Source organism: Pseudoalteromonas agarivorans (assembly GCF_024518735.1).
GTDB lineage: Bacteria > Pseudomonadota > Gammaproteobacteria > Enterobacterales > Alteromonadaceae > Pseudoalteromonas > Pseudoalteromonas atlantica.
The window spans coordinates 214,200-232,426 of record NZ_JANIGJ010000003.1 but is presented as its reverse complement, the minus strand read 5'-3'; the positions used below and the strand labels follow the sequence as shown (position 1 = coordinate 232,426).

The 18,227-nt window shown below is 41.1% G+C and carries 15 protein-coding genes; 4 read left to right on the top strand and 11 right to left on the bottom strand.

The window, feature by feature from the left end:
• Positions 1-51: 51 nt before the first annotated feature.
• The 9 genes from NQT65_RS07685 to NQT65_RS07645 form a co-directional block, all read right to left on the bottom strand.
• Entirely contained in the window at positions 52-2,712 is a 2,661-nt protein-coding gene (locus NQT65_RS07685) for a glycoside hydrolase family 16 protein (protein ID WP_248533891.1), read from the bottom strand.
• A gap of 594 nt (positions 2,713-3,306) precedes the next feature.
• Positions 3,307-4,098 (bottom strand): sterol desaturase family protein, encoded by a 792-nt coding sequence (locus NQT65_RS07680; protein WP_256850849.1) that lies wholly within the window; start codon positions 4,096-4,098, stop codon positions 3,307-3,309.
• Positions 4,091-4,735 (bottom strand): CDP-alcohol phosphatidyltransferase family protein, encoded by a 645-nt coding sequence (locus tag NQT65_RS07675; protein ID WP_256850848.1) that lies wholly within the window; start codon positions 4,733-4,735, stop codon positions 4,091-4,093. Before NQT65_RS07675 ends, NQT65_RS07680 begins: the two co-directional genes overlap by 8 nt.
• Positions 4,736-4,762: 27 nt before the next feature.
• On the bottom strand, positions 4,763-5,401 hold the full coding sequence (locus tag NQT65_RS07670; protein ID WP_096042815.1) for an ATP-binding cassette domain-containing protein: 639 nt from the start codon (positions 5,399-5,401) through the stop codon (positions 4,763-4,765).
• A 22-nt stretch (positions 5,402-5,423) separates the two neighbouring features.
• On the bottom strand, positions 5,424-7,178 hold the full coding sequence (locus tag NQT65_RS07665) for an ABC transporter permease (protein ID WP_256850847.1): 1,755 nt from the start codon (positions 7,176-7,178) through the stop codon (positions 5,424-5,426).
• Positions 7,175-8,452 (bottom strand): ABC transporter substrate-binding protein, encoded by a 1,278-nt coding sequence (locus NQT65_RS07660; RefSeq protein WP_256850846.1) that lies wholly within the window; start codon positions 8,450-8,452, stop codon positions 7,175-7,177. Before NQT65_RS07660 ends, NQT65_RS07665 begins: the two co-directional genes overlap by 4 nt.
• On the bottom strand, positions 8,439-9,257 hold the full coding sequence (locus tag NQT65_RS07655) for a DUF547 domain-containing protein (RefSeq protein ID WP_256850845.1): 819 nt from the start codon (positions 9,255-9,257) through the stop codon (positions 8,439-8,441). The genes NQT65_RS07660 and NQT65_RS07655 overlap by 14 nt, the downstream gene beginning before the upstream one ends.
• A 1-nt stretch (position 9,258) precedes the next feature.
• Positions 9,259-11,412, bottom strand: coding sequence for a dihydrolipoyl dehydrogenase family protein (locus NQT65_RS07650; RefSeq protein ID WP_256850844.1), 2,154 nt, complete (start codon positions 11,410-11,412; stop codon positions 9,259-9,261).
• Between the two features lie 16 nt (positions 11,413-11,428).
• Positions 11,429-13,783: a TonB-dependent receptor gene (locus NQT65_RS07645; RefSeq protein WP_256850843.1), complete on the bottom strand. Its 2,355-nt coding sequence runs from the start codon at positions 13,781-13,783 to the stop codon at positions 11,429-11,431.
• A 348-nt stretch (positions 13,784-14,131) separates the two neighbouring features.
• Here NQT65_RS07645 and NQT65_RS07640 point away from each other — a divergent pair, with 348 nt between their 5' ends.
• A complete protein-coding gene (locus tag NQT65_RS07640; protein ID WP_054981739.1) occupies positions 14,132-14,545 on the top strand; it encodes a hypothetical protein in 414 nt (137 codons plus the stop codon).
• A gap of 85 nt (positions 14,546-14,630) precedes the next feature.
• On the opposite strand, the gene NQT65_RS07635 is transcribed toward NQT65_RS07640, so the two are convergent.
• Complete coding sequence (locus NQT65_RS07635; protein WP_256850842.1) at positions 14,631-15,056, bottom strand: hemerythrin domain-containing protein; 426 nt, start codon at positions 15,054-15,056, stop codon at positions 14,631-14,633.
• A 316-nt stretch (positions 15,057-15,372) separates the two neighbouring features.
• On the opposite strand from NQT65_RS07635, the gene NQT65_RS07630 reads away from it, so the two are divergent.
• Genes NQT65_RS07630 through NQT65_RS07620 form a run of 3 tightly spaced genes read left to right on the top strand, consistent with a single transcriptional unit; the run spans position 15,373 to position 16,184 of the window.
• A complete protein-coding gene (locus tag NQT65_RS07630) occupies positions 15,373-15,624 on the top strand; it encodes a hypothetical protein (RefSeq protein WP_004589590.1) in 252 nt (83 codons plus the stop codon).
• A gap of 57 nt (positions 15,625-15,681) precedes the next feature.
• Entirely contained in the window at positions 15,682-15,939 is a 258-nt protein-coding gene (locus tag NQT65_RS07625; RefSeq protein ID WP_126009226.1) for a putative periplasmic lipoprotein, read from the top strand.
• A gap of 26 nt (positions 15,940-15,965) precedes the next feature.
• Entirely contained in the window at positions 15,966-16,184 is a 219-nt protein-coding gene (locus NQT65_RS07620) for a DUF6500 family protein (protein WP_126009224.1), read from the top strand.
• Between the two features lie 10 nt (positions 16,185-16,194).
• Here NQT65_RS07620 and NQT65_RS07615 read toward each other — a convergent pair whose 3' ends face one another.
• Positions 16,195-18,102, bottom strand: coding sequence for a tetratricopeptide repeat-containing diguanylate cyclase (locus NQT65_RS07615; RefSeq protein WP_256850841.1), 1,908 nt, complete (start codon positions 18,100-18,102; stop codon positions 16,195-16,197).
• Positions 18,103-18,227: the final 125 nt, after the last annotated feature.

Here is an 18,227-nt window from a genome sequence, read left to right as displayed (position 1 = left end):
TAAAATGTTGTTGTGTAGCAATAGGCGCCATGCGCCTATTGTAGTGTGTTTTTATGGATTCGCGATAATCACGTTATCTATGCGGTATAATGCGCCGTTGCCCATATCCCACGTAGGAAATACCATGAGCACGTTTATAGCGCTAATATCTAAGCCCGCATCAAATAGTTGCCCAATAGGGAAGGTGTATGTTTGCCATTCGCCTGTAACAGGTGTTTGCCCTTCATTGCTTTGCGTTAATGCCAGCTCTACTGCGCTTGAAGCGCCAATTGATTCAATTTTAAACAACCATTGTGCATCCACGTTTGAAGGTGCTGTTATTACTTTTAAATCAAACTGTACAACGCCATTTTCTAACAGGGCTGATGCATCAAACGATACGTCTTCATCGGCTAAAAAGCCCATTACAGTAGGTGTTGCACCAATGCTAAACTGAGCCACTGCGCCGTGCTGATCATCGTCGGTTTCTGTTGTAGGTGTTGAACCACCACAGCAATCCCATATGCTCCACTGATCGGCGACTGTATCTGTAAATACGTTTAGCTCACCAGAGGCAACGGGCGCTGCATTAGGGTTGTAAATTTTAACATTATCTACACGGTAAACCGCGCCTTCACCTGCGCCCCATGCCGGAAAAATCATAAGTACATCAATTGCACTTACATCAAGGCCCGCACCTGCGAGATCTGATAACTTAAATGTATAAGTTTGCCACTCGCCAGTTACTGGCGCTACACCTTCAACACTTTGCGTTAGTTCAAGTTCTGCAAATGAAGTTGCACCATTTGCTTCTACTTTAAATAACCACGCAGTTGACGGGTCGCTAGGGGTAGACGTTACTTTTAAGTCAAACTGAATAACGCCTTCATCTAAAATGCTGCTTGCATCAAATGACTCACCTGCACCACCTACTTCAGTACGGCTGTTAAAGCCCATTACTGTAGGCTCTGCACCAATACTAAATTCAGCGGTTACACCGTGCGCTTCATCATCTACTACTTCGATAGGCGTTGAGCCACCACAACAATCCCACATTGGCCATGCTAGGTTTTGCTCATCTTCAAAAATAGTCAGCTCTGGTGATGCGCCTAGGTTGTCTTGTGTAATTTCAACGTCGTCAATTAAAAAGGTTGCGCCTTCGCCTGTGCCCCACTCAGGAAATACCATAAGTACGTCAATTGCGCTGATATCTAAATCTAAGTCAGCAAGGTCAGAAAGTAAAAACGTATAGGTTTGCCACTGACCTACTACAGGTGCTTGGCCTTCAACGCTACTTGTAAGCGGCATATCAGCATCGGTTGAGGCTTCTGTGCTTTCAAGTTTTACAAACCAAGGTGTGTCTGACACGCTTGGTGCGCTGGTTACTTTCATTTTAAAGCGTACGTAGCCTTCTTCTAGCATAGGTGATGCATCAAAAGGCGTTGCAGCGCCGTTTTCATCAGTAATAAATGCATCGCGGCTTATAAAACCAACCACTGTAGGCTCGCTACCTATTGTAAATTCAACAACGTCGCCTTGCTCTTCATCACTTACAATTGCAGGTGTAGAGCCACCACAACAATCCCATGCTGGCCAGTTAGGGTTAAAGCTGTCGCCAAAAATAGTTAACGGTGTAGCAATACCTGTAGATGGCGGGCTAGGAATAGGCGCTTCGCCCTCTAGCAGGGCATCGTCTAGGCTATCGTAACCTGGGCGAATAGTTTCACACCCTTTGCCGGTATCTGGGTTTGATGCACATTGATAAACACGTACGTAGTCAATTGCAAATGTTTGGCCGTTTTCAAATGCGCTGGCATCTACGCCTAACTCATTTACGTTTTCAGGCCAGTCGCCGCCTACTGCTAAATTTAATAGTAAGTGAAAGTCTTTATCGTAAGGAGCGCTATCCCAATGAGTTTCTAGCTCGCCAGAACCTTGTTCAAAATACTCTGCAAACCAACCGCGATGTTTCAAACCTGCGGCTTCGCCTTTGGAATTATATAATACTTCTGATTGGCGCTGTGTGGCATATAGGTAGCCATCAACGTACCAGCGTATTTCACCTTCTTGCCACTCTACTGCGTAAGTATGAAAGTCATCTGCTGGGTTGCTATCTTCAGGAAATTTGTACTCTTGGCCTGTGTAGCTGTTATCTGGCCATGCACGGCCGTAATGCAATGTGCCATGAATACTTGATTCAACACCGCCATCTTCGTCAGCGGTTTTTAGGTTTACTGATTCTAAAACATCAATTTCGCCTGAGCGTGGCCATGTACCGTATTCTTCATCGGTTGGTAGCATCCAAAACGCAGGCCAGCTGCCTTGCCCCGAAGGGAGCTTTGCACGTACTTCAAAGCGGCCATAAGTAAAGTCAGCATTGTAACGGGTATTTAAACGCGCAGAAGTGTAGGGCTTTTCAGCGCCTTCTGTTGCGGGTAGGGCAACAATGTTTAACACACCGTCTTGTATAAAGGCGTTTTCTTCGTTATCGGTGTAACATTGTTTTTCGTTGTTACCACCGCCATCGCAGTTTAATTCAAAGTTCCACTTATTAGTATCAATGGCAGAGCCGTCAAACTCGTCGCTCCATACTAGTTGCCAATCTGAAACTGGCTCAGAAGCGTCGATATTTTCAAAATTAGATGTTGTGGCTGAGTCGCCACCACAGCCAGCTAAAGACGCTAACGAAATAGCAGCCAGTAAGCGAGCAATGTGTGTTTTTTCAATGTTCATAGCTGAACCCCGGTTTCACAGATTGTTGTCAGAATGTGTGTTTAAACTTATTAAAAAGAACCATATTTATTTTTGTAAGCGCTTACATTTATCATGTGTTTTTGTAAGCGCTTACAAATAATATTGCGCACTACGTAAATGGTCAACATATTTGTGTGTTTTATTTACATTTAGTTTACGGTAAGACCAGTTTACCAATAGGGTTTATTAACTAAATCATTAATAAATTTAACAGCTTACATTATTTGTAATGTTGCATTTTTAATACATCTATTAATACTTTACTTAATTGGTAAATATTAAAGTGACCTGCAGCAATTACGTTAGTGCTAATTGCGATGATTTACCCGTATTAGGCTAATTATATGGCGTGTAATTTTGCTTTTTTACAAAAACGAGAGTTAAAAACAAAGTGAAAGTGGCATAGCATTCAATAGGTTAGTAAACCCTTTAAAGCGCTTAGCTTGTAAAGGTTAAATTATAGGGAGTAAGGCTTTGGAGGGTTTAATAAGGTAAATGTGTAAATTTAAATACGCATTTACCGCTTAATTTATTGTTTATTTTAATAGTATTGTAGCCACTTGAAATGGCAGCTTATTTACGTTTAAACGGCATAATTAGTAAGCCCCACAGCGAGGCGTTTTGCTGCGGGTTAGGGTATTCTTTTAAGCCTATATCTATGTCGTTATCGGCTTTTTGCGCTTCATTTTTGTAACTACCAAACAGTTTATCCCACCAAATAACGCTAAATCCATAGTTTGAATTGGTTTCGCTCACACGTTGGCTATGATGAATACGGTGCAGTATTTGGGTCATTAATATGAGCCGAAGTGGTTTTTCTATGGCATTGGGTAAACGTATATTGGCGTGGTTAAACAGCGCTAATCCATTAAGTGCTATTTCAAATATTAATACTGCAATAGCAGGTACACCCAAAGCGGTAACGGCAATCAATTTTATAACTATACTGAGCACAATTTCGATAGGGTGAAAACGCAAACCTGTGCTGGTATCTACATGGGCATCGGCGTGGTGCACACGGTGCAAACGCCACAAAATAGGCACTTGATGAAAAAGCCGGTGCTGCCAATAAATAACTATATCAAGCAGTAATATGCTTAAAATAATAGCAACACCACTTGGTGTGGCTATTTGATTAAATAAACCGATACCCTGCTCTTGGTTATAAAGCGCTACGGCAGTTAAGCCTATTGGCACACTTAAGCGAGCAATTAATGATGAAGCAAACACCAGTCCAAAATTGGCCAACCACCGGGTGGTGCTTTTTATCGGCGATTTACGGGCAGGCATACGCGATTCTAGCAGCATCATAATAACCAAAATGCTAAAAAAGAACCCTAATCGCCACCAAATTTCATTACTCATTGGCTTGTGTAACCTCATCAGCTTCTTGGCGTTTAAGCGTGTTATAACCACCATGTATACGTGTAAAAATAGTAATAGCGCACGCAGTGGCAAAAATACTCGCCATTAGGGCAAAGTGCTGCGGCCAAATACAAAAGGCAATAAACAGCGCGATGGTTTCTGTGCCTTCGGTTAAACCATTTAAATAGTAAAAGCTTTTGTATTTAAACTGGGGTTTTTCGAGCTTAAATTTTTCGGCGGCTATGGCAAAGGCTAAAAAGCTTGAGCCAGTGCCTATAAAGGTGGCCAGTAATATGCTACCTGCAATGGCGTTTTGCTCGGGGTTTGCCAAAATAAAGCCAAGCGGAATTGCCGCATAAAATAAAAAGTCGAGGGTAATATCTAAAAAGCCGCCAGCGCTTGAACTTAAATTTGCATGGCGTGCCAATGCGCCATCTAGCCCATCTAAAATACGATTTAAAGCAATAGCCGTTAACGCTGCGTACCACATTTCATACGCAATTAATGGCACAGCTAATAGGCCTATTAAAAAGCCTGCCACAGTAAGTTGGTCGGGCGTTATGCCGCGTTTGTGCATTAACGCTACAACGGGAGTTAACAGTGGCTTTATTACTGGGGTGATGTATTTGTCTAACATGCTTGGTGCCTTGTGCTTTTTGTGCGTTTACTTGGCTAAATTTAAGGTGATCAGTTTGCCGTTTGCAGCCTCTGCATCGCTATGATCGTGAGTTACCATAATAGCGGGCAATTTATGCTCGCGTATTTGGCTAAATACCAGCTCGCGCGTATCTACTCTTAATTGGGTGTCGAGCTTGCTAAAGGGCTCATCAAGTAAAATGGCTTTTGGCTCGCTCAATAGCATACGCAGTAAAGCTACGCGTGCTTGTTGCCCACCAGAGAGGTTGTCGGGGTGGCGATTAGCCATGCCTTTTAGTCCAACTTGTTCAAGGGCGTGCTCTATTTTTTCAAGGCGCTGTTTTTTATTACCTTTAGGCATAGCAAAAGCAATGTTACCGCTTACCGATAAATGCGAAAATAATAACGCATCTTGATAAAGCACGCCTATGTGGCGTAAATGTGCGGGCAAGTTATTAATATTTTCGCCGTTAAGCCACACTTCGCCATTTGCGCTAAAGCCGTTGGGTAATGTGCCGGTAAGCCAATTTAATAAACTTGATTTACCACTGCCTGATGGCCCCATAACAGTGAGTATTTCGCCGCCTTTTACCTGTTCGTTTAAGCTAAGTAATTGCTGGTTTTGACGATAAAGCTCACAATTTTTAATCTCTAAAGATGACTGCATTAAAAACCTTTTAATTTATGGGTTAGCGATGGGCGCTTTTAAAAAAGTACTTAGGTAACACCCACGCCAGTATAAAGCCAATGAGTGGCAATGCCATTTGCATAATGGCATACACTGCACTGGTGCGCCTACTTGCGCCATTAGCAAGGGTAACCGCTTCGGTTGTGATGGTTGCTATGCGCCCGCCACCGGCTAAAAGCGTGGGGAGGTATTGGCCAAAGCTAATGGCTAAACCAAGTGCCGCCGCAATTAAAATAGGAGCAAATAACTGGGGTAATTTCACTTGTAAAAATACTTTGCAGGGCGTTGCGCCAAGGCTTGCTGCTACATGAGCAAAGCGAGGGTCTAAGCGCCTATAACTGCTCGCAAGCGATAAAAACACATACGGTAGTACAAACAATAAATGGGTAAATACCACATTAAAAAACGCGGCCTGGTTATTTACTAGTTGTTGCAGCCACACTAGGCCAAATAAAAACGCAATACTTGGTACAAGCAGCGGTAAATAAATAATTAAGCTGGTAAAGCGCGACATGGGTTTGGCACTTAATTGCTCTGACTCTAAGCACAAAAGGGTAATAATAATGGCAAATAACGTAGTAACTAGCCCTATAGCAAGGGTATTAAAAAGCGGGCTTTGCATTTGCATTAGCGCACTTTTAAAGTGAAGTAGCGTGAGCTGCTCGGGCAGTGCCGCCGGAAAACGCCAAAATCCGGCAACCGACCACATAATTAAGCCAGTTAACGAAAGCAAAATAAAGCCAATTACAAATACCGTTAATACGGTTGTTATTTTTTGCCAATAAACGCCACCATATTCTCGCTCGCCATTGGTGAGTAAATTACTAAATAATGCTTTTATCGCTTTTTCGCCGCCAAGCCAAAGAGCTAGTAAACCACCAGTAAGTACAAGCTGCAATAATGCCCCCGCAGAGGCTTTAATACGCAGGTTTAAATCTACATCGTTAAACCAGTGCATTATAGCAACAGCAAGCGTTGGCGGGGTATTTGGCCCCAAAATAAGTGGCATTTCTACACTTGCACTGGCATAAGCCAATACTGCGAGAATAGGTAGACGCAATAATGGGTAAAGGCTTGGTAATACTACTTTAAAAAAAGCCGTCATAGGGCAGTAGCCTAAATTAAGCGCTACTTTATGTTGTTGGCGCAGTTTTTTGCCAAGCTCAGGTTGGGCAAGCACACCTAGCGCCATTAACAGTAAAAAAGGCAGCTCTTTAAGGGTTAAGCCTAAAATTATACTAATACCAAACGCGTCATGCGGAAACATGCCGTTAGGCGCAAGTTCCCACCCACTAAACCAAGGCGATACTAAACGCGAGATCATTCCCGAAGGCGCAATTAAAAAACCAACCGCTATAGCCGCTGCCGCGTGGGGAATTACCAGTATCGGGCTCAATAAACGCTGAATACGGTTAAGCCACGGGCTATTAATAAATGCCGCTAAAATCATTAATGTAATGGTAAAGGCTAGTAAGGTACTTATTAATCCGCTGCCAACACTTAGCATAACCATGTGTGTTAGGCCGGGTGTTTGCATGAGCATAGTAAAGCCATGTAGGCCAAGTGTTGTATGCTCAAGTACCGGCGCATAACCAAAAGCGGGCAATAGCACGCTAATTAAGCCGCCTATTACCGGCAAAATTAATAATGCCAGTAAAAAGCGTGGACTTAATTTAACTAATTTACTAAACATATCGGCGCTTTTATGTGGTTTAAGCGTTAGGCTCGCTGCTAACTTATTTGATACAACACTCATTGGCTTACTCCAAAACGCGCTTGCCAACCTTGCAAAATAGCATTTACCCAGCTTGGGTGTGGCTCACTTAGCGTGCGTTTAATACTATTTAAAGGCAGGGCGCTTGGATGCGGTTGCGTTGTTTTAAATAAAGCTTGCTGCTGTGGTGCTAGCGTTGATTGAATAAGCACGCTTTTATCGCCCCATATAGGTGCTTTTTGTTTTTGAGCTTGCGCCTCTGGGCTCAATAAAAAATTAGCCACTAACTGCGCACTTTGTGCATGGCTTGCATTATAAGGTATGGCTACAAAGTGGGTGTTACTTAAACTGCCATCTTGCATTGCATAACTGCGAATACTTTTTGGTAAATCATAACGTTTAACGGCGGCGGGTACTTCTGGCGCTGAAAACGTAAACGCTATGCTTAGTTCTGTGTCGCCTACTAAGCGGCGCATTTGTGCACCACTTTGCATAAAGTGTTTACCGCCGCGCCAAAGTGTTGGGTGCAGCTTATTTAAAAAATCCCATAATGGGTTTAATACTTGGGCTGTGTTTTGTGCAGTAGCTGGCTGATTTAACTGTGCTTTAAGTGTGTCATCGCTTTGTTGATGTAGCATAACAAGCGCGTATTTTAAAAAGCTCATGCCTAAAAAATCAGGGGGCTTTGGGTAGCTAAAGCGCCCTGGATTTTGTGCGCTCCAGTTAAGTAATTGATTTAGGGTTGTTGGTAGTGTGTTATTTGCAGTGCCATCAATTGCTAAACTGTCGTAGTAAAAGGTGAGCGATGCTTGGCCCCAAGGTGCTTCCATTCCATTAGTGGGTATACCAAAATCAAAATTAACAGCGGGATTATTGCTAGGGTCGGTGTAGCTAAAATTAGGCAGCTTATTAGCCCATTGTTTAAGTAATAACGAGTGCTCGCTCATGGTTGCAAAGTTAGCACCGTTTATCCAAATTAAATCTACGCTGCCTTTATCGTTATTGTTTGCTGATTTTTCGGCAAGTACCCGGCTTACTGCTTCACTGGTATCGCTTAGCTTTACATGTACTAAGTTTATGTTGTATTTGGCTTTTACTTGCTGCGCAGCCCATTGAATATATGCATTTATTTGCGCATCGCCGCCCCATGCATAAAAATATACGCTTTGGTTTTTACCTAAGCTTTCAATTTGCTGCCAACGGCTTTGTAATTGTGTACTTGCTAGGCTTTTAAAGCTAATAACAAGGCAAATGCAAAACGCGATGCAGCAAAAGCTGTATCGCGATAATGTTTGCCAACATTTATTGGCGAGCATTTAAATCCCAGTTGTAGTCTAAAAACTTAACTTTCATGTTGTTATTTTTAAGCGCTTTTTGCTGAGCGGGTACCAGTTTTAGAGCTTTAGGGTATTGCATAAAAAACTGCTGCAATGTGTTTGCGCCTTTAAAGCCTTGTTCAAAATCCTCGCCGTACCACTTAAATATTGAAGATACACTTAGCGTGTTATCTTGCGCTATATTGCGGGTTGTATCTGATAAAAAACGCACCGTTTGCGCTTGCAATTGGCTTTCTAAATCAGTGGCAGTGTAGGCTTCTTCACGTAGGGCTGGGCAGCCAATACTTGCGCAATTTACAGCAAAGTGAATGCGTGGGTCGTTGTACTTACCACTGCCACGTATTAAACCATGTTCTATATCATCAAGGCTGCGCGTTTTACCAAGTAATGGCACAAACTCTTTGCTCCACGGTGAGCTAAAAAAGCTGCCTAAATCTTTAATTGATTTAAGGTTTGGGTATTTTTTTAATATTAGCTCAACAGTAAAGGCGTTATACGCGTTGATTAAAAACGCCAGTTGCTTTGGTTTTTCCCATGTATCAAACTCATTTTGCGTAACAGCCGATAGCGAATCTAAATAGGTTTTAAGCTCGCTGTGCTTAGCTTTTATTGCTGCGTAATCAACCTCAGTGCTGTGGCCATTATTAATAGCTACAACATGGTTGTTTAATAATGCGTTCCAGCCCTCGTGCATGTTTTGAGCTTGGGCCGAAAATGACGTTGCAAACGATGTTGCAAGCAAAGCAGACCCTAACAATAGCGCTTTTAAAGGTGTTTTAAACATATTAGCCTCTGCGCCATGTGTGGTATTTTTCAAGCATGTTAAGTACTTTTTCAGGTGCGTGAGCGCGTTTCCACTCGCCTGCTGCGTACTTGTTACCTTCAGCCCAAGTAGGGTAGCTGTGAATAGTACCTAGTATTTTGTTAAGGCCTAAACCGTGTTTCATTGCTAGTACAAACTCAGCTATTAAATCGCCAGCGTGCTCAGATACCACAGTAACACCGAGTATTTTGTCTTTGCCTTTTGGTGTAATTACTTTAATAAAGCCTTTGGTGGCGCTGTCGGTAATGGCGCGGTCTAGCTCTTCAAATTCAAAGCGAGTGATTTCATAGTCAATGCCTTTATCAATAGCGTCTTGCTCGTTTAAGCCAACACGTGCTACTTCAGGGTCAATAAACGTAGTCCACGGAATAACACGGTAATCTACTTTAAACTTTTTAAGATTACCAAATAAGCCATTCACTGCTGCGTACCAACCCTGATGAGCGGCTACGTGCGTAAATTGATACGGACCTACAATATCGCCAGCGGCAAAAATGTTAGGGTATAGCGTTTCTAGGTATTCGTTAGTGACTACAGTACGATTAGTTTCAATACCGAGTTCTTCAAGGCCGTAACCTTTAAGGCGAGCGCTTCGGCCCACAGCACATAGTAGCTCATCGTATTCAATATCGATTTCGGTATCATTAGGTTTTACCACAATGAATTTTTTACCATCGCGCGCTTCACAGCGCAGTGCCTGATGCGAGGTTAAAATGTTTACGCCGCTCTCAATAAGCGCTTCGTGGGCAAATTTAGACACCTCTAGGTCTTCTTTGATCATAATGCGTTCAGCCATTTCAATTTGCGTAACATTTGAGCCTAATCGTGCAAAACTTTGTGCAAGTTCACACCCAATTGGGCCACCGCCAAGTACAACAAGCTTTTTAGGGGCTTCTTCAAGCTCAGCAAATTTAGTCCATAATGTATCGCTTGTTACGTAGCCTGTTTCTTCAATACCAGGAAGTGGCGGTACAAATGGGCGTGCGCCAGTGGCAATAACAATAGTACGGGCTGTTAATGTTTGCGTGCCACCGTCGTTAAGCTTAATTTCTACAGTCCACGGATCTAATAATTTACCGTAGCCTTTTACTACATCTACGCCTAGGTTAGTGTAACGCTCAACACTATCGTGTGGTGCGATGTCGGCAATTACTTTATGTACACGTGCCATTACTTTTTTAAACGAAAACTGCGGTGTCGCGTTTTCTAAGCCATAGTGTTCACCGTGGCGAATTTGCTCAGCAATTTTAGCGCTTTTAATCACAGCTTTACTTGGCACACACCCGTAGTTTAAACAGTCGCCACCCATTTCGCCGGCTTCAATTAGCGTTACTTTGGCTTTAACTGCTGCTGCAATGTAGCTTGTCACTAAGCCGCCAGCACCTGCGCCAATAACAATCATGTTGCGGTCGAACTTTTTAGGTTTAGTGTAATTTTTGTATACGCGACGTTTTTTAAACACGTTTAAGATTCCTTTAGCAATAAAAGGGAACACACCCAATAAAGCGAACGATAAAATAAGATCGAGCGATAAAATGCCTGATAAGCTTTCAATTTGCGCAAGTTGCGTACCCGCGTTTACAAATACAAATGTACCCGCCAGCATGCCTATTTGGCTTACCCAGTAAAAGGTCCATGCTTTAATTGCGGTAACACCCATCAATAAGTTAATTAAAAAGAACGGAAATACAGGCACTAATCTAAGCGTAAATAAGTAAAAGCCACCTTCTTTTTCAACGCCTGCGTCAATAGCGTCTAAGCGCTCAGGAAAACGTTGTTTAATCGTATCGCGCAATAAGTAACGCGATACTAAAAAGGCAAGCGTAGCACCTACCGTAGAGGCAAACGAGGCAACCAATAAGCCTTCAACTAAGCCAAATAACGCACCTGCGGCTAGTGTTAATATAGCCGCCCCCGGTAATGAGAGAGCCGTTACCACTACGTATAATAAAAAGAAGCCACCAAAAACCAATAATGGCGATTGCTCTTTATATTGGCTAAATTGATCCATCGAGCCTTTTAAGCCTTCAAGCGTAAGTAACTGGTGTAAATTAAAGTGAAAGAACAAGCCTATAGCCGCTGCTGCAATCAATACCAAAAATAGTTTTTTAATCATGTTCTCTCAACCGCTCTTAAAAATTATGGGTTAGTGTTAATTTTGCGTTTATTGGCAATTCAGGAAATGCCAATGTTGCGCCAAAGTAACCCCCTTCAAATACTGGGCGCCAGTTTTTTTGATTAGTGACATTGTTTACATCTAATCGCAACTTAGTGCTAGGCGTAAATGCGTAGCTAGTATTAACGTTTAGCGTGTATTGATCACGAATTTTAACTGTTGCTAAAAAGTCTAATGGGTAACTCTTTGTATATAGACCTGAAAAACCCATTTGCCATTTCGAATTAATTGAATAATTTCCGTTAAAACTGAACGATTGCTCAGGAATGCCCTGAACTTGGCGGTTTGAAGGTGCAAACGCGGTAAAACTTGGTGCGCCAACGCCGGTACCTGCAATAATATCTGGGCGTGAATTGTCAAACGCATCGATTACTTGAGCAGAATCTTGACTGCTTGCAGAATTGTCGTAACGAGCGTCTATGTAGCTGTAACCCGCACTTAGCCAATAAGGGTAGGCATCGTAAAATACTTGGCTTTCAAAACCTGTAGTACGAATACCTGTATTGCTGCCGTCGCGATTACGTAAACTACGGCGCTGGCTAAATACCGCGCCATCAGCGTACCAGTCGCTATCGGTTGGAGCGTACTTTAAGCCAAACTCGACTAAGGTGTTTTCGGTAGCAAAATTTTGTGCGCTAATTGTGTTATCGCCGCCAAGTGATGTGCCGCCAGCCATACTGTTTGATGTTGCTTCGTTATAACTTGCTGCACCATAGGTGGTGTAATCACTATTTAATTTGTAATTAAAGCTAACTTGGCCAGAATGCAGTATTTCGTTAATGCTGTCGCTTGCGGCAACTTGACCTTGTGGTGCAATAGGGTCGTTTGCTTCTACATCGTAAAAATCAACGCGGTAACCCACACTAGTATGAAGTTTATCGCCCCAATCTGAGTCTTGCTGAATAGCAAGTCCTGTTTGCCATGAACGTGAGTCGGTGGTGTCTGATAAGTTAAAGTCGCCGCTGCCATCGTTATCTAAATCGTATTGGCCGCCAGGCGATACAAATACACCTGGGCTTAGCTCTACTAAACGTGCTTTTTGTGCATCGGTTAAGGGAATGCGGCGGTTTGAAAGTGGGCCAGTTAAATCAATTGGTAAATCGGCCTCGGTAGTAAATTGGCTGTAGCCAAGTACTTTGTTATAGCGTACGTCAAAAGCAAAAATTGTTTGCTGGTCACTATTCCAACGGTAGATAAGCTCAGTGCGGTTTTGCGCTGTATCGGCGCCGTCTATAATTTCTACAAAGCTGTTTTGGGCTATTTCTTCACGCTGTAAATGCTGAAAATACGTAATGTTTTTAAGCGAGACATTAGCACTTAGCTCGCGCTTATAAATGCTGTGAATTAAATAAGTGGTTGCTTCGTTTTGGTTATCAGGGTCGGTAAGTACGGTGCTGCGATCTATTTTTACTTGCCCAGTAGGCGATACAATTGAACCCGCTGCAGGTACGGTACTGCCATTGGCTTGCACGCCTTGGCCGGTAATATAAAGGCCATCATCAATTAAGGCTTGGGTAGGGCGGTTAATACCAGCGTTATCGGTAAATTCAACTTGGTATAGCTCAAAGTTAATATCCCAACTGCTTTTATCATCGGGCAATATGCGTAGTGCTGCAAATAAACTGTCGCTTTTAGTGCCTGAGTAATCGTAGTAACTGCCTTCATCAAGGTGCTCGTAACTTACTCTAAGGCCCACTTTATCTTTTATAATGGGGGCAGTGTAATCTACTTGCGCACTGTATTGATCCCATCGCCCGGCTGAGAGTTTAACTTTACCTTTACTTTCATCTGTAGAGGCAGCTTTAGAATGTAGATTTACAAAACCACCGTTACGTTGGCTTGAACCAAATAAAACCGGCGGTGCGCCTTTTACTACATCTATTTGTTCTACAGAATTGAACGATAACGGCACGCCAAAGCCATTATTACCTGCTTGGCGGCGTGTACCATCTTGAAAAAGCTCACCTAGCTGGCCACGAATAGTAGGTAAGCTGGGTGCACCAAAGCCACTTGCAGAGTATGTGTTTGGGCTCACGGCTAGTACGTCTTGTAGGGTAGTAATATTTAGTTGCTCTATTAACTCGCTTGAAATAGGTGTTACTGAGCGTGCTATGTCTTGCAGCACAAGGTTGTCGCCGAAGGGGCCGTTAATAGTGGCATCTTTTACAGAAAGCCCTTGAGATTTAATCGTTTGGCCTGCTACTTCAATACGTTCAATTGAGTCGGTATTAGCTGCAGATTGTGCCGCGTGAGCATAAAAATTAGGTGTGAGTGAAGCGGCTATAAAAAGTGCCAAATATGAATGTTTCAAAAGGGTTCTCATTTTGGTTAGTGTGAATGTGGCAATAAAGACCTGAAGCTTTGTGAATAACTTTCAGTAAATATTAATTCTTTTTGTTTTTTAGAATGAAACGTTAAAAGTTTAGCACATTGCTCAAAAGCGTTATTCAGTTTTAGGCACTATGTTTTTGTTTTACAAATATTGTAGTTAGTTATTGCCATGATAAGGTCGTAATTTATAAATAGCGGTTTTATACGCAAACAAACCAAAAGCAGGGCACAGAACTTATTAAAAAATTATACATTAAGATGAAATAATATATGTGTTGAGCGGTCTTGCTAGTTTCAACATTAAATTATTTAGTTTTAAGGAAATTTTATGACTGGTACAACAGGTACTGACTTTCAAAATCGTTTGCAGTGGTCGCTTTTTTCGCTACGCCTAGGCGTGTTTATTGTAATGATTATGTGGACGTTTGATAAGTTTGTTAACCCTGGGCATAGCGCACGAATTTTTGAGCATTTTTATGGTATTGGCGGCTCTACAGATGTGGTTGCTTATGTACTGGGGGCGTTACAGCTTATTTTAGTGTTGGCTTTTATAGCGGGTATTAAAAAGCGCCTTACTTATGGCGTTATATTTGTAATGCACGGCCTTTCTACGCTTTCATCTTATAATCAGTATATTGATGGCTTTAATAACTTATTGTTTTTTACAGCGTGGCCAATGTGGGCAGCGTGTTTTGCACTTTATGTGTTACGCGAGCAAGACGTTAAATTTACCATTAAGTAGCACTGCAAAAAAAATGGTTATAAGCCATACGGCTTATAACCAATAAGTACACAAGGGAGTGTATGGAAGTCGGTTTAATTAATAACTAATGCATGGCATCGTTATACTGTTTAGCTAGGCTTTCTTTTTGCCCTTCGGTTAGGGCTTTACCCGCTAATTGAAATACTTCATGTTCTTCTTCACTTAAATGATGATGCACTAAATGGTGCAATTTTTTAGCTGCAACTAACCATGCCGATGAGCTCATTGCTGTGTCTTCAAGTTGTTCAATTAATTCGTCAATTTCATGGTGCTCAGCAACGCTGTGGCGTGCTTTTTCGTGCGTTAGATCGTCAAACATAAGTGGGTTATAAAAATAACGCTCCTCAAATTTTGCGTGATCTTCTAATTCGGTTTTTAGCTCGTCCATTAGCTTGTGGCGCTGCCGCGTATCGCCGTGCGTTTGAATAAGGGCATCTACTAACTCGCGTTGTTTATCGTGGTCGTGACGTAGCGCTTCAAAAATATTCATAACTCTTTCCTTGCTGTAATTGCTTTATAAATATTTAAAAGCAAGCGCAGTGCCAGGTTTTAATGTGTTGATATAGTTGACTTTTATGTACTTTTGGCTGGTTTGGATGGAGTTGCTCTGTAACTTTTACACATAAACAGCTGCAATTTTTTCAGATTAAAAGAGGTGATTGCTTTTTACGCTACATAAGCTTACATATTTTTACTGGTTGGGTATTTTATTGAGATGGTAAAGTAGCGCATTATTTGGGTACAAGCTGTACATACTTGCCTTACCTATATTTTTATAAAACTTTAGATACTAGGATAGTTTAAGGATGAACTTAAAAAGCCCCACTACAGCATTATTACTGTGCGCGTTATTAAGTGCATGTAGTACAGCCGAGCATTCTGAACGACGTGTATGCATACAAGAGGCAGAAATGACTGAGCTAAATGGCGCTAAAACAAGCTCAGAAGTTTACAATGAATGTGTAAGCGCTCAAATAAAAAAGGATGCTAAAGGCGACACTTTTTTTGATGAAGTTGGTGTGTTTTTTATTGATCTACTTGTTTTAATAGCCGACTAAGTAAGCAAACTTACAGCTATAATTTAAAGCATAAGGGTGCGTAAAATAGGATTGAATATGAAAGCGTTTTTAATTGTATTCTTACTGTGTATATTTTTAACTGGCTGTGCGGCAAAGCCTTATGCGGGCTCTGCACAATGTATGGAGCAAGCTGATATAGCTTATGAAACCAATATACATAAAAATGAGCCGCTAGATAATGAATGCAAAGCTACAAAAGTAAATACGCCTAATAAAGAGTTTGAGAATCATAGTATTGTTGATAGAAGTCTTTTACAGCTAATTGTTAGTTTTTTAAACGGTATATTTAGATAATTAAAATACAATTAAATAAGGTATGTATGCAGGAAGAACTAAAAGCAAAAATTATAGCTGTGTGCGATAAAAAAATAGCAGCCAAAGGCGAAAACGTAGGGCTTTCTTTTTACGCTTTTTTTGCAAATAAAAACGACAATCCAGAGCTGCTGATGCAAGCCGCTACGTGGTGGATACACACCCATAAGTTAGATCACTTTGAAAAAGCGATAAAAATAAGGCAAATGATTATTGAAGGTGACTAATAACGTATATTTACGCGATTGCTATTTGGTTTCTGCCATTTTCTTTTGCTTTATAGAGTTGTTGGTCTGCACGTTTAATTAGCTCGCTAAGTGAGTCGCTTTTAGCATCACTTATTGCCACGCCAGCACTAAAGGTTACGTGTGTTTTACTTGGCAATGCCTCAATATGACTGCAGTACTGTGCTAGCTTATTTTCAAGATTTTCAAAAAAGTTGTTTATTTTATCGCGATTTTGCGTTTTTAAAACAAATAGCCACTCCTCGCCGCCATAGCGCCCAAACTTATCGTTAGTACTTAGTGTGTCTTTTGCTGCTTGAGCAAATTTTATAAGTACTAAATCTCCTATATCGTGGCCAAATTTGTCGTTAATAGCTTTAAAGTAATCTAAATCAACGATGGCTATTGCTAGGCTCTGCTGGGATAAACACTCATTTGCTTTTTGCAAAATGCCACGCCGATTTAAGCTGTTAGTTAGGTAGTCGGTTAATGCTATAGCATGGTATTTTTTTCGTTGGCGCATTTGGCGGTAAAATAAAAATAGCGACACGATGACTAAAATAAAGGCGATTGAGGCACTTAAGCGCCAAATTATTTTTTGCTGGTGTTCTTCTGTTGCCTGCAGTTTGTTTATATCTTTTTCGTATTCTAGCTGTAAAATTTTGTCTTCTTTTTCTTTTACTTCAAATTTAACTTGTAAGGTTTTTATATTGGTTTCGCTGGTGGCTTCGTAGTGTTTTATTGTATAAGCAAGCTCATCTTCAATAGCTTTAAATGCATCTTCGGTGAAGTTAAGCTGGCGCTTTAATTTATAGCGTTTGCTTAAAAAGTCAGCCTTATAAATGCTGCGGCTAAATTTATCTAGGTTTAAAAATACTTCGTCGTTTACTTGGTTGGCTTTATTTAATAAATTTTGTTTTGTGTAGATGTCTGATAATAAAATCATTGATGCTAAATGCATGTCGTTAATACCGGCAGAGCTTGCAAGTGCAATGTTTTTGTTTGCAAGCATTAAAGCCGTATCGTAATTACCCTGCAGGTATTGAATATTTGCAATAGAATATTGAGCGAAGGCTAAACCTTTTTTCATATTAACTTTGCTAAAATAAGCCAGCGCTTTATTTAAGTATACAAGCGCGTTTTTAGGCTGACCGACCTCAAGTAATACGTTTCCTAAACTCCAATAAGCTTTAGCAGTAAATAGGCCGTCGCTTGTTTGCTCGTATGCATCTACCGCTTTTTGGGCATAATAAATGGCTTTTTCTTTATCATCTTTGTAGAGGTAGTTGTAAGCGTCGGCAATTTTTCTAAAAAAGTAGCCCTGCGAGGCTATGTCTTCTTCTTTTATAGCAAGCTCTAAACCTGTTAACGCCGCACTTAGCGTTTTTTTAAGTTCGTCGGTTTCGGTGTAGTAATAGGCTATAGCCCGAAAAACAATGATTTGTTTGTTAGGAGAAAGCTGTTTTACCTGCGTTTGCAGTTGATTAGCAAGCGATTGCGCATTACTCAACTCTTTGTTAATTGCAAAAAGCTTAAGCTGAGCCTCTAAAAATAGTAGGTGACTGTTTTTATATGTTACAAGCTCAGTACTCTTTAAATACATTAGCAAATGGGTACTTAGCGCGGTGTATTGTTCTTGTCGAAAAAGTAGCTCTGAATATAAGGCAGCCGCTTCAAGGTGCAACTGTTTATGCTTTGTATGTTTAGTGACATTATAAGCGTGGGTTAGTTGTTTTTGGTGTAAAAGGTAATCTAGCTTGTTGGCTTTAATATCACTAAGCAGGCTTTGGATTGATTTTATATCAGATGAAGTTAGTGAAGAGCTATTGGCAAATGTAGCACTACTTGTTAGTAAAAATAACAGGAGCACAAAAAAGCGAAACCACACTATATTGATTTTTATTATTATATTGTTCGTCATTTACTTTTTACTGAATCAACACCTAAAACGATATAACTAACTATAGCATTGCTTGTGAATAACAAGTTAATGCTTTGTTGGGAATAAATCACCACATCCCTTTGAAAACCCCACTTTCCAGTAAA